We start from the raw sequence: 13,317 nt of genomic DNA, 5'->3' as shown, positions 1-13,317 counted from the left end.
CAACTCCCACACCGACCGCGCCGACCTCAAGGCCTGCGCTGTACCTGTGGGAGCTGGCTTGCCGGCGATGGGCTGCGAAGCAGCCCCAAGGTTTCAGCACAGATGCACAAATTGCCGGGGCCGCGTTAACCTCCCGGCGCCGGCCACCACCCCGGGAACATCTGCTGCACCCGGGGTTCGGCGAAGCGCTCGTCGATCAAGACCAGAACGCCACGGTCCTGGTCGCCCCGGATGACCCGGCCTGCCGCCTGGATAACCTTGCGCACGCCCGGGTAGAGATAGGCGTAATCGAACCCCGCACCAAACTGCCGCCCCAGGCGCTGCTTGAACTGCTCGTTGACCGGGTTGACCTGGGGTAGCCCGAGGGTGGCGACAAACGCGCCGATCAGCCGGGTACCCGGCAAATCCACCCCTTCCCCGAATGCACCGCCCAGCACCGCAAAGCCCACCCCGCGGCCATCCGCCACAAAACGCTCGAGAAAGCCCTGCCGGGCCGCTTCGTCCATGCCTGGTTCCTGAACCCACATGGGTATCTGCGCATGTCGCTCGGCCAGCAGCCCGGCCACCTGTTGCAGGTACTCGAAACTGCTGAAAAATGCCAGGTAGTTGCCCGGCATGCGCTCGTACTGCCTGGCAATCAGCTCGACGATCGGCGCCAGCGAAGCCTGGCGTTGCTGGTAGCGGGTGGATACCTGGCTGGCAATGCGCACTTCCAGCTGTTCGGCGCGAAACGGCGCGGCCACTTCCAGCCAGGCGGTATCGGCCGGCATACCTAGCAGGTCGCTGTAAAAATGCCGTGGGCTCAGGGTTGCAGAGAACAGCGTCACGCTGCGCGCCGCCTGCATGCGTGGGCCCAACAGGCGCGCCGGGGTGACATTGCGCAGGCACAGGGTGGCCAGCCGCCGCTTGCGTGGCCCTTGGCGCTGGCTGATGTCGAACAGGAAGTGCTCGTCGAACAGCTCGGCAACCCGGCTGAACTGCAACGCCTGGTAGAAGAACTGCAGCACCTGCGGGTCCATTTGCGCGGGTGCCTGGTTCATCTGTTCCTGGATCAGCCCGATGCATTGCTGCAGGGCACGCAGCAAAGCATCTGGCAGCGACTCGCTGGCCTGGTACGGCGCGCGCTGCTCCTTGTAGAGGGCGTTCCACTGCCGGTTCAGCCGGTCCAGCGCACTGACCAGCCCGGGCGGTTTGCTCTGGCGCAGGGCCAACAACTGCCCCTGGTCGAGGCTGGCGCTGTACATGCCGCGGCCGCGCTCGACCAGGTTGTGCGCCTCGTCCACCAGCACCGCGACCCGCCACTGGTTGGCCTGGGTCAGGCCGAACAACAAGGCATGGGCATCGAAGTAGTAGTTGTAATCCGCCACCAGCACGTCTACCCAGCGTGCCATCTCCTGGCCCAGGTAATACGGGCACACCTGGTGCGCCAAGGCCACTTCGCGCAGCTGGGCGCGGTCAAGCATGGGCAACGCTGCCGCCGCAGCGCGCGCGGCCGGCAGGCGGTCGTAGAAGCCTGCGGCCAAGGGGCAGGATTCGCCATGGCAGGCCTTGTCGGGGTGCTCGCAGGCTTTGTCGCGGGCGATCAGCTCCAGCGTGCGCAAGGCCGGCTGCGGCGTGGCATCGGTGATCTGGCGCATGGCATCCAGGGCCAGGGCCCGGCCCGGGGTCTTGGCGGTGAGAAAGAACAGCTTGTCCAGTTGCTGCGGCACCATGGCCTTGAGCAGGGGGAACAAGGTACCGAGGGTCTTGCCAATTCCGGTACTGGCCTGGGCCATCAGGCAGCGGCCAGTGCTTACCGCCTTGTACAGGGTTTCTGCGAGTTGTCGCTGGCCCTGGCGGAACGCCGGATAGGGGAAGCCAAGCGCTTGCAGGCCCTGGTTACGCTCGGCCAGGCGCTGCTCCTGCCCTTGTGCCCAAGCCAGAAAGCGTTGGCACTGGGTTTCGAAGAAGGCCTGCAGTTCGGCTGCCGTGCAGTGTTCACTGATCAGCGTCTGGCCATCGCTGTCCACATCCAGGTACACCAGCGCCACCTCGATGCTCGGCAGTTGCCGAGCCTGGCACATCAACCAGCCATAGACCTTGGCCTGCGCCCAGTGCAACTGACGATGGTTGGCCGGCTGGCGCGACAGGTCGCCACGGTGAGTCTTGATCTCTTCCAGGCGGTTGCAGGTGGGGTCGTAACCGTCGGCGCGGCCACGTACTTTCAAGGTTTCGAACTGGCCTTCGAGGGTAATTTCCGACTCATAGCCCGCAGCGCGTCGCGCCACCACCCGACGGTGCCCCTCGATCCCCTCCTGAGCGGTGGGTGATGGGGTGAAGCGCAGGTCCAGGTCGCCGACCTTGGCGCTGAACTCGCACAAGGCTCGTACCGCCACGCTATAGCTCAAGGCGTTTCGCTCCAGCGTACATGGCACACCGCGACAGGCAAACCGTGCGCCCGGCAGAACTCCAGCCAGCGCAGCTGGTTGTCCTGCAGGCGGTCGCCGGGCCCCTTGACCTCGACCATGCGGTAGCGGCCTTGCCCGGGCCAGAACTGGATCAGGTCGGGCATGCCGGCGCGGTTGTTTCGGATGTCCTGCAGCAGGCGCAGGAAGCACTGTTTCAAATGGGCCGCCGGCAGGCAGGCCAAGGCTTGTTCAAGTAATTCTTCACTGAGCACGGACCAGAACACGAACGGCGACTGCAGCCCTTGCTTGGCGGCGTAGCAATCCAGAATCGCCCGGTGATGGCTGCCATCGTCGAGCCGCCCCAGGCAATGTTCGAACAGAGCACTGCGGCGTTGCTGGAAGTCGCCGTCGTGCAGGTCCTGCGGGGCGGCCTGAAACGGGTTGAAGAAGGCGCCGGGCACCGGGGCGAAGACCGCCTCCCAGCACAGCAGGCCGAACAGGCTGTTGAACAGCGTGTTCTCCACGTAATGCACCGGCCCACCGGCTTCGGCCAGGTACTGGCGTACCGCCTCCTCCACGCCCAGCGCTGCCTGTTCCCGGGGCAGCTCCAGCTCGATCAGCTCCAGCGGCGCGACACGCTGGCGCCGCTGTGGCGGGCCACCGAGCTTGCGTGCCAGGCGTGGCAACATGCGTTCCAGCGCCTGCACTTCCAGGGCGTTGGCCGGTGCCGCGGCCAGTTGCAGCGCCAGCGCATGGGCTTGGTGCCACTGCTCGCTGCGCTCCAGCACCCGCACCTGGCGGATGCGCGCCTGGGCGTGGCTGCACTGCGTGTACACAGCCATGGCCTGCGCCCAGTCGCCCAGACGCTCGCATTGCTGGCCCAAGGCGAATTGCAGGCGCGCATGGCGCCGGGCCAGCCATGGGTTGTCGCTGTGCAGGTCCTGCATGGCTGCCAGGATCGACAGCGGGTCGTCGCCTTGCTCAAGGCGCTCGGCGCAACGGTGCAAGGCCATGGCCAGGTCGACTTCGGCACGTTGTTGAAGGGCACGCGAATCGGGGCTGAACGGCACCTGTTCGTAGCGCAACAAGCCAAGGTCGGCGAGGACGAAGTCCGACCAGTCCTGGTACAGGTTGCCGAAGAACAGCAGGCGCATGCGGTCGCACAAGGGTTGCAGGCACCAATGGAGGATGCGCATGCCACTGTCCGGGAACCACTCGGCCAGTGACCGGCCTTGCAGGCCCAAGGGTTGTAGTTGTGCAAGCAGGTCATGCTTGGCGGCGCGAGGGCGGCTCAGCTGCGGGGCAAAACAACGGGCAAGTTCGTCCTTGCGCAACAGGGCGAACAGTTGCTCCAGTTCCAGTTGCGCGGGCTCCCGTACCCAGCCGAGGGCCAGCAACGGTTGCAGGGCCTGCCCGGTATCGCCGATTTCGGCATAGTCGAGGCGGTCGCTGCGAAACAGCTCGCCCTTGCGCATGACCATGCGCACCATCAGGGCCTGCGCCGGGGCGTCCAGTTGGCTGAAGGTGTGAATGAAAGCGAGTTCCTGATCGTCGAGCAGGTCTTCGTAGCGCTGTTCTACCCACAGCAGCACCTGGCGGAAATTGTGCAGGTAGTAGAACGGGTCGTCGACGGAATGGGCGATCACGGGCTGGGGTCAGGCGGCTGGAATGGATACTGGTTATACATACAGACCAGTAAGCCTGGCAAGTGCCGTGGGTCAGTTCGGTGGCGCTGTCTGTGGAGCGGCCTTGTGTCGCGATGGGCTGCGCAGCAGCCCCGGCGAACTGGCCCGCACGGCGGCGGTGTCGGCCTGTGCGAATACGTGCAGAACATTGCCCTGTTCGACTACATCGCGGTGTCGGCCTCATCGCAGCACAAGGCTGCTCCTACAAAGGATGCGTCAGGCGAGCGATATCTGTTCTTTGCGCACAGCACCGCCCGACATCCCCCGACGGCTCAAGGTGTAACCCCGGCGGGCCGGCCACAGCGCAGTTCCAGCACCTGGGCCAGGCGCTCTACCGCTTGTTGCAGCTCCCCCGGGTGATCACCCAGCCACGCCATCGCCAGGCACTGCTGGTAGCGCCCCTGCAAGCTGAACTGCTCGCCCGGCATTGCATGCAGCGCTGAACCCGCCAACGACGCGGCAATATCCGCCCATGGCAGTGGCTGGCGAAAGCGCACCCACAGGGTCCGACCGCCCTCCGGCGTTTCCAATGCCACCCGCTGGCCGAACTGCAGGTGCAGCTCACGCGCCAGGCATTGCATACGCTTTTGCAGGTCCGTGCGCAGCCGCACCAGTTGCGTCTCGATCTCGCCTTTGCCCAACATGTGCGCCAGCGCTTGCAGGCGAAGCGGTGCAAGCCGAAACGCACGCTCCGCGAAAGCCTTGGCCAGCCCGGCATCATGGCCCAGCAAGTAGGCATAGGGCGCCTCGCTCCCCACTGCGGCATCGAACGCCCCCATCACCAATAACCAGCGGGGGTCGACCCAATCGCGCAGGCGCATATTCGGCGGCCCGCTGTAACAGTGCTCACTGTCCAGGTCGTTTTCCAGCACCCATACAGAGTGCTGCCCAAGCATCTGGCCAAGCTGCTGCTGATAGTGCGGTGATACCAGCCGCCCCTGCGGCATGCCAAGGCACGACGGCATCACGAGCATGCACACCGGCTCGCTATCCAGTAGCCAGGCCAGGGCGCGCAGGTCCGGGTTGCCGCAGGTATCCAGTGGTACCTCCAACACTCGCATGCCGGCGCGGGCCAACGCGCGCAGTACCTGCCAGCAACAGGGCGAGTGCACCACCACGGTTCCTCCTTGCACGGCCAACGCCGCCAGCATGGTCTCCAGCAACGCCTGCACATCCGGAGCCAACTGAACGTCCTCGGCACGCCAGTACCGGTTGGAGGAACGGGTATAGCGTTCTGCGACGGCATTGCGCAGGCGGGCGCTGCCGGGCGCGTCCCAAGGGGCACCATTGTGCGTGCGCTGACGTGCCAGGCGCCGTTCGTGGCTGAGCAGGGTTCGCTCCAGCATCGGCTGTGCCGGCAGGGGTGCCTGCAGGGGCAGGGCTGCAGCAGCATCCTTGGCAGCGCCCTGTACGTAATAGCCCGACCTGGGCAGGCATTGCACGCGGCCCTCTTCTTCCAGCAGGCTGTAGGCACTCTGTACGGTGGCCAACGATACCCGCAACCGCCGGGCCAACTCGCGCAACGACGGCAAACGGCAGGGGCCACTTCGTGGAGCCTGGTCGATCAGTGCTTCCAGGTAGCGATAGACCTTGCGATAGGCGAACTCTCCGGCGCCCGATTGCTCCATCAAGGCGGCCCCGCATGACCACGCCGCCGCCCCGCTGCCCGCCGCGGCAGCAACCTCAGCTGTACATCGCGACGGGCCAGATGGCTCATCAGGCGCCAGGAGGCCAGCGGCAGGCCCCCGCCATAGATCAACCTGAGTTGCCCCAGCGGCAGGCCGCTGGTGTTCACCAGCCAGTTTTTCACCGCTTCAGGGCAGGGTTTACCCTGCAAGGCCCGATGCAGATATGGCAGCGCCACCAGCATGTCGGCATGCCAGCACTGCAGAAAACGCTCCAGGTTCTTCCCCTGCCTGGCAAACGGGCTGAACAGCAGGCACACCTGTTGGATCTGGTTGATGCCGTATGCCCTGCCGAACTGCAGTTGATGCACATCGCGCCGCTTGTTGGCGCCCGGCTGGCCAGCCAGCCGCAATGCCGGGCGACTTGCCTGCGGTTCGAGACTGCGCGCGTGCAGTTCCTGCAACTGCGCCGGGGCCAACGGCTCGACGAACGCGGCCAATGGCCGGGCGTCCTGGCCCCCCTCGAAGCGGCAACCGAGCATGAGGTCAAGCTGCTGTTCTTCGAGCAACGGCGGCAGCAGGTCGTCAATGGCAATCAACCGCACCGGCGTATTCTGCGGCACCGCCCCCACGGCCGGTTCCGCCAAGGCGCTCGATGGGCCCCCGATGCTGCCGTGCAGGCGACTGAGCCCCTGTGCCAGCGTCGCCAGGCACTGGTGCACCGCATGCGAACCCCGCTCCCCTGCCAGGCGCAAGCTGCGCCGTGCCCAGGCAAGGTACCGGCGGCGCTGGCACGCCGGGATGGCGGTGATCAATACATCCGCAGGGGTATGGGCCTGCAGCGCAAAGCCCACCGCGGCCGCCAACTCCAGGTGCAGGCGACTGCCTAGCAGCGCTTCGGGGCTGGCGTCGACCAGGTGACCGAACATCAGCATGGCGTCCCTCGCCAACAGCCAGCTCTCGGGTGTGGCAGGGGCATGCCGGCTGAACGGCACTACTTCACGCCCCTTGATCATCTGCAGTTGCACCCGCGGGTCATCCTGCAAGAACAGCGCATTGAAGCCGCGCTCATGGCATTCGAGCGTGGCACTGTCAGCCACGGGCAGGCTCACTACCAGCACCCGCAGCTGGAAGGTTACCGGCGCACGCAGGGCGATACTCAGTTGTGCGGCACGCAGCATCGCCAGCAGCCGGGCGCTGCGGTGATCGTTGCCTTGCAGCACCAGCAAGCGGTAGGTGCCGATGTATTCTGGCCCGCCTGCAGCAACCAGCAGCCGTTGTATCAGCAACTGCAAGGAAGCACGCTGCGCCTGTGACATATGACTGAGCAAGCGCTCGAGCACTTGCTGGTAGATATAGTGCATTGCCTGGTCGTGAATAGCAGTCACGAAATCACCTCATCAACTTCATGCAGCCAGCGCACGTTGATCAGAGAACCTGAACATCAACATGCCCTGAACTTTTCCAGAAGAAATTTCCTACAACTAATTGGAAGTAATGACGTAACCAGTCACTGTCGCCAAGACATCGAGAAAAACGCATCGTAGCGACGCCCCGCCGCTGCCATACACCGCCCTGGCCTGGGCATAGCCATGCTCATTCCACGCTCCTTGCGCAAACTATCATTGAGCCATTATCGAGGGATGCAAGGCGAATAGAAGATACAGATCAGGGTAAAAAAACCATTCAGAAGAAGTGAGAAAACACATTGACCGCGAGGGAATAACAATTCAAGGCAAAAAGCTTGGCGGAATATTTCGACCACCCTCAGAGTGATAGCTTAAATATAATCCGCATCTCTTTTTATTGTAGGAAAATTCCTTTTTTAAACATCAATCATTCTGTACCGGGCACAAAAAACCCGGGACTCTGCCCGGGCTTCCTGATGACGCAGACCGCTGTCAGTGTTGCGCCATGTCCAGCACCACGCGCCCGCCGCATGGGCATTGGTCCATGTAGCGATGCGCCTCGACCACCTGCTCGAACGGGTAAACCTTGATGATCTGCGGTGTCAGCAACTGGTCGGCAGTGAACTGGTTGATATCGCGCAAGGCGCGCTGCAGCGCCACCTGGTCCTGGCTGATACCCAGCTCCGGCTTGCCGGTGAAGTTGCCGATGCAGTGCACATAGAACTGGATGTTCTTCTGGAACGCCGCGCAAGCCGGGAATGGCGTCTGATTGCCGCCTTGCAGGCCATACAGCACCAGGCTGCCGCGCGGTGCCAGCACATCGCCGAGCAGCGACATCTGCGGCCCACCCATGCCATCCAGGACCATGTCCACACCACGGCCATCGGTGTACTTGCCAACCTGCAGCAGCAGGTCCTGCTCTTCGGTGACAATAACCTTGTCGGCGCCCAGGCCCAGCAGGTACTCACGCTGTTCCGGCTCCTTGGTGGCGGCGAACACCTTCAGCCCCAGGGCCTTGCCCAGTTGCACGAAGGCAGGGCCCGCGCAGTGGCTGGCATCGGTGACCAGCGCCGTCTGCCCGGCTTTCGCCCGGGCCAGGTCGACGTAGGCGAAATAGGCGATCAGCAGCGGCGTGTAGTGCACGCTGGCCTCGATCGGGGTAAGCACATCCGGATAACGGGTAATGGCCGAACGCGGCAGCACGATGACATCGCCATACACCGGGTGGTCGTTGGCACTGGTGGCCGGGAAGCTGGCAACCCGGTCACCCACCGCAATATCCTCGACCCCTTCACCGACCGCGGTCACCACCCCGGCCATCTCGTGGCCGATACCCGCCGGCAGACGTGCCTGGGACGGTGCCAGGTTCTGGCGCCAGAGCACGTCATACCAGCTGACGCCAACCGCCTCGACGCGGATTTGCACCTCGTCGGCAGCAGGTGACGGTTCGGCCTGCTCCTCGCAACGGAGCACATCGGCAGCGCCGAACTTGTGGAAACGGATCATGCGGGACATCGCATACCTCGCCTTTGTGAACCTCTAATTACCACGGACTTTATCCGGGCTTTGCCGGTTAGACCATCAGTGGTCATTAATAGTCGACATGCCTGTCATCGATTGGGCACCTGACTTTCCCTGCGATTGGTCCCCCTAAACCCGTGCAGGGTACCAGCCTTTGGCCTTAAGATTCACCTCTGCCCCACTTCAGGCGAAGCTCACCGATGAATCGAAACGACCTGCGTCGCGTAGACCTCAACCTGCTGATCGTGTTCGAAACGCTGATGCACGAACGCAGCGTGACCCGTGCCGCGGAAAAACTGTTCCTCGGCCAGCCCGCCATCAGCGCGGCGCTGTCGCGCCTGCGCAACCTGTTCGACGACCCGCTGTTCGTGCGTACCGGCCGCAGCATGGAGCCCTCGGCCCGGGCCCACGAGATCTTCGCCCTGCTGTCCCCGGCGCTGGACTCGATTTCCACCGCCGTCAGCCGCGCCGCCGAATTCGACCCGGCCACCAGCAACGCGGTGTTCCGCATCGGCCTGTCGGACGACGCCGAATTCGCCCTGCTGCCGCAGCTGCTCAAGCGCATCCGCGCCGAAGCGCCGGGTATCGTGCTGGTGGTGCGCCGGGTCAATTACCTGCTGATGCCGACGCTGCTGGCTTCGGGCGAGATCTCGGTGGGGGTCAGCTACACCAGCGAGCTGCCAGCCAACGCCAAGCGCAAGGTGCTGCGCCGCAGCATGCCGAAACTGCTGCGCGCCGACAGCGTGCCCGGCGCCATCACCCTGGACGACTTCTGCGCGCGGCCGCATGCGCTGGTGTCGTTTGCCGGGGACCTGTCGGGGTTCATCGACGAGGCGCTGGAAGAGATTGGCCGCAAGCGCCATGTGGTGCTGGCGGTGCCGCAGTTCAACGGGCTGGGGAGCTTGCTGGCGGGCACCGACATTGTCGCTACGGTGCCGGACTACACGGCGGATGCGTTGACCGCGGCGGGTGGGTTGCGGGCCGAGGATCTGCCATTGGACGTGCGCAGTTTCGAACTGCACATGGCCTGGCGCGGGGCGCAGGACAATGACCCAGCGGAGCGGTGGTTGCGGTCGCGGATACAGATGTTCTTCGGCGACCCTGAGAGTCTGTGACTGAGCTCCACCAAAGGACGTTGCGGTGCATCCATTTGCAACCCTCAGGAACTTTATCGTTACCAGCATCCGCTCCTTCGGGCTCAACCGCGGTAGTGCGCTTCTATAAGCGCCAGCATCGCGTCAACATGGTCATTGATCTGAGTGTGACCCCAGTCGTCCCCATTCCCCAGTACATGGAACATGTGGGCCAGTTTCAAGGAGTCGTACTTCGGCTTGGCGCGGAAGGCCGCCTGCTTCTTGATCACCGCCAGATTGCTGTACGACGAGTTCTCTCCCGGGCTGAGCAGTACCAGATTGCCAAAGCCGTGCAGTAAGTGGTCGCCCAGTGTGCTGCCGAACTCTTCGTTCTGAGGGTGCACATGCTCGACCGAGTTCTTCGATGTGATCCGGTACGAGTGCAGTCGTCCCGAGTGCAACCAATCGAACGAGCGCCGCTCCCGCCAAAGAATGTATTCCAGCTTCTGGAACCAGTAGTGCTCGAAGCTCGTGCCGTGGTGTTCCTTCAGATAGGCGATCTTGTCCTTGATTGGCAAGGGTTCGGCAGTGTCGCTGGAGAGCAGTTGATAACTCGCCTCCTTCTGAGTCATTTCCGTGAGGGAAAGCTGGTTGTCGATGCTTTCCAGCAACTTCAATACCTGCTGCTCGCCCATTCCGGGCGTTTCGATCAGCTTGCCCAAGAAGGGGGTCAGCCAGTACTGAGCGCTGCGCTCGCCGGTGAGGTAGCGCACGCTTTGCAACTGGCTCAGGTCGGACGTCTCGAGATGCGCGCGCCATTCCGAAATGATGCGCTTGCGTGGACTGAGCGAACTCAGGCGCAAAGTCCGCTCATCGTCCTCGCCCAGGCGCACCCACTTGACTACCCAACGGTCGAACTGGAAGCGCACGCTCCACAGGCATTCCATGAATGCCTTGGCTTGCGCTGCGCTGGCAGTTTCAACAAAGCGCGAGAAGCAGGCGTTGAGGTTACCGTCGTTCACACGGAAACCGATGTCTTTAGCCCCTTGGGCATGGCGGTAGATTCGGTAGGCGTGCATCAGCAACAGGCCAAAACTGACGATCGATTGATAGCGAGCCTCATCCTTGTTCTCGGTTTCGTCCACCTGCTCGCCCTGGATTCTCATCGACGAGATTTCGCCGATAGACCGGCCTCTGGTGATACCGGCAGCAGGACGATCGAGGGAGAAGAGATCGAAGGAATGGCTCAGCAGGTCATTGATGCCCACCATGTTCCAGCGAACATTGGCGAAGACATCACGCAGGTTCCTTTCGAAGTAGTTGCCCATGTTCTCGCAGGCCTGCCAGATCCCTTCATACGTAGTGCGGTGATGTTTGATCCGCGACATCAAGCGGGCCTTGAGGATATCCGTCTGCTCAAGCTGTACGCCGCTGGTGTTGAGCGTGGCGAACAGCTTGTTCAGGTCCATGCCAGCCGGCATGACGTTGTTGACCCACGTTACCTGGTTGAACAGGTAATAGCCCACCCGCTCCAAGGCCTGCTCACCTCCCGTGGCGCGCAACAGTTTGAGGCGATCGCTGGCGACCTTGCGCGCGGCGCTCAGATGAATCAGATAAGGATTGGCAGCATCCTCCTTGTCCAGCTGCTTTTCCTCGGTCAAGCCGACCCAGGCACTCAACCGGGCCTGGACTTCGTCGCGGATATTGAAGGTGAGGCGCGGAACATTGCCCAGCACCACCAGCGACCGCAGCGGCGAGTCGGTTTTCAACGCGCAGAACGCAAGCGCCAGGATCATAAGGGTGGTCATTCGCTGCTGACCATCGATGAGTTCGTAGGTCATGCTCGCGGCAGGATTGGCGTTGGGTGGCACCACGCTGCTCAGCACCGTCCCGATGAAGTAATGGGCCTGCACCGGCTGGCCGTCCGCGTCCGGTTCGCTGGCCTGGATGATCTGCTCGAGCAGTTCCTCCACGGCATCGCCGGGCCACACGTACGGGCGCTGGTAGCAGGGAATGGTCAACGAAATGCCTTGCGCGCACAGCGTGGCGGCGGACTGGACATGGGACTGGACCTGGGCGTTCATCATTTGCCTCCTTGGTAGGCGAGGTCATCTCGGCTGATGCGTTCGATGGCACTGCGCAACTCCGCGTCATATTCACCGGCCACCCGCTGCGGATCAGACCAGGACAGATGCAGGTTCAGCGTCAAGCCTACCGACTCCACGAAGCGCTTCTTGATGCTGTTCTTGTCCAGGTGTTCAGCACTGGCCGTGTAGGTGTAGTCACGCAAGTAATTCAACAGTTCTTGGTGGGTGTGGGCACTGGCGATCCAGTCCAGCAACGGGTTGTCCTTGAGGTGCGCCTGCACGCCATCTTCCCGGACGCTGACCTCCTTGATCAGGCGATAGGAGAAGATCATCCGGAACATCCACAGGCTGGCCTCAAGCAGACGGGAAGTGCCGAACTGGCTGGCGTACATCAGCAACGCGCAATCAAAAGCACGACTGAGAAACACGCTGCCGCACGCGTCATGGGCCAAGTGCTTGTAGTAGTAGGAGAACGTGGGTTTCTTGGCCGTCTTGTCGACTTCAAGCAAGGTCTTGCGCAAGCCCTGGAAGTAGCTAACGACACGCATGGTATTGACCCCGGTGCCCAGCGGCTGGCGCATGGCATAACCCGGCTGGACGATCTGTGTTTCCTTGCCCCAGGCATCGCGGTGCAGTTGCAGAGACCGATAAGCGACGTCGCCGGTGTCGGAGAGCGTGCGCTCGGCAAGCTCCGTAACGATCTGCTTGCGCTCCTGCAGCGGATCGCGATCGCTGGCGACGTTGCGCCAGCGCAAACGTTGCCAGTGCCGGGACTTCATGAAAGCCGCGACCAACGGTTTGAGGTCGCCGAGCCCCTCCCAGGTCCGGGCGAAATCGTCTTGCTCCGCGGCGGCAATACTGCGCAGGTGATAGGCCTTGACGATGTCGGCGCCGCCCAGGCGCACGCCCGAGGTGTTCTGGGTTTCGAAGAAACGGTAGGCATCGTCTTCACGCCGAGTGACGACCAGGGTCACGTTGATACGGGTGAAGTCGATCCGCGGTAGCCGTTGCTGCTCCAGCCAGCGAAGATTCAGCTGGATGCGTCGATGACTCTCCGGTGCGTTGAACTTCAGCTCGGGCGCGCCCTTCTCACCGTGCTGCAGGTAATGCAACAAGGCCAGGCTGGTGATTCGCTGCTGTCCGTCGATGATGTTGAGCAGACCACGCTTGCGCCCGTCGCCCCCCTCCTGATGCAAGATGATGCTGCCCAGGTAGAAATCATGGGCCGGCGCATCGCTGCTAAAGAAGCTGCGCAAGTCGTCGAGCAGCCGCCCCAGTTGCTCCTCGCTCCAGCGGTAGGGCCGCTGATACTCCGGAAGATGCAGCCGGCCGAAGATGACCCCACCGTCGCTGGAGGGGATCCGCTTGCCGTTGAACAGGTTGTCGAGGCTCGTGGAGGCGACAGCGATACCCTCCACGTCAAATGGCAATTGCGGGGCAAGCGACCGTTCACTCACGGCTTGATTCATAGGACAGTCCTTGTACTGGATTCCGGCGGCCAGCGTCCCCGAAGAGAACGATTAAAAGTCG

At 63.1% G+C, this 13,317-nt stretch carries 8 protein-coding genes; 1 reads left to right on the top strand and 7 read right to left on the bottom strand.

Annotated features, from left to right (window positions below; translation table 11 throughout):
• Positions 1–125 precede the first annotated feature (125 nt).
• The 5 genes from CAG18_RS01085 to CAG18_RS01055 form a co-directional block, all read right to left on the bottom strand.
• Positions 126–2,387, bottom strand: a complete 2,262-nt coding sequence (locus CAG18_RS01085; protein WP_085719897.1) for an ATP-dependent DNA helicase — start codon at positions 2,385–2,387, stop codon at positions 126–128.
• Complete coding sequence (locus CAG18_RS01080; RefSeq protein ID WP_085719895.1) at positions 2,384–4,033, bottom strand: VRR-NUC domain-containing protein; 1,650 nt, start codon at positions 4,031–4,033, stop codon at positions 2,384–2,386. The genes CAG18_RS01085 and CAG18_RS01080 overlap by 4 nt, the downstream gene beginning before the upstream one ends.
• A 311-nt stretch (positions 4,034–4,344) precedes the next feature.
• Complete coding sequence (locus CAG18_RS01070; protein ID WP_085719891.1) at positions 4,345–5,700, bottom strand: GntR family transcriptional regulator; 1,356 nt, start codon at positions 5,698–5,700, stop codon at positions 4,345–4,347.
• Positions 5,700–7,085: a hypothetical protein gene (locus CAG18_RS01065; protein ID WP_085719889.1), complete on the bottom strand. Its 1,386-nt coding sequence runs from the start codon at positions 7,083–7,085 to the stop codon at positions 5,700–5,702. The genes CAG18_RS01070 and CAG18_RS01065 overlap by 1 nt, the downstream gene beginning before the upstream one ends.
• Before the next feature lie 513 nt (positions 7,086–7,598).
• Positions 7,599–8,621: a zinc-dependent alcohol dehydrogenase family protein gene (locus CAG18_RS01055; protein ID WP_015270146.1), complete on the bottom strand. Its 1,023-nt coding sequence runs from the start codon at positions 8,619–8,621 to the stop codon at positions 7,599–7,601.
• Positions 8,622–8,827: 206 nt separating this feature from the next.
• Here CAG18_RS01055 and CAG18_RS01050 point away from each other — a divergent pair, with 206 nt between their 5' ends.
• Positions 8,828–9,742: a LysR family transcriptional regulator gene (locus CAG18_RS01050; protein ID WP_039612947.1), complete on the top strand. Its 915-nt coding sequence runs from the start codon at positions 8,828–8,830 to the stop codon at positions 9,740–9,742.
• 83 nt (positions 9,743–9,825) lie between these two features.
• On the opposite strand, the gene CAG18_RS01045 is transcribed toward CAG18_RS01050, so the two are convergent.
• Both CAG18_RS01045 and CAG18_RS01040 read right to left on the bottom strand, forming a co-directional pair.
• Positions 9,826–11,784 carry a DUF262 domain-containing protein gene (locus tag CAG18_RS01045; RefSeq protein ID WP_218191468.1) on the bottom strand — a complete coding sequence of 653 codons (1,959 nt, stop codon included), beginning with the start codon at positions 11,782–11,784 and terminating at the stop codon, positions 9,826–9,828.
• Positions 11,784–13,256, bottom strand: coding sequence for a DUF262 domain-containing protein (locus CAG18_RS01040; protein WP_085719884.1), 1,473 nt, complete (start codon positions 13,254–13,256; stop codon positions 11,784–11,786). The genes CAG18_RS01045 and CAG18_RS01040 overlap by 1 nt, the downstream gene beginning before the upstream one ends.
• Positions 13,257–13,317: the final 61 nt, after the last annotated feature.

Origin of the sequence: Pseudomonas sp. B22(2017) (assembly GCF_002113105.1) — a bacterium.
GTDB classification, from domain to species: Bacteria; Pseudomonadota; Gammaproteobacteria; order Pseudomonadales; family Pseudomonadaceae; genus Aquipseudomonas; species Aquipseudomonas asiatica.
The sequence above is the reverse complement of the archived record's forward strand: the minus strand, read 5'-3'. Positions and strand labels throughout refer to the sequence as shown.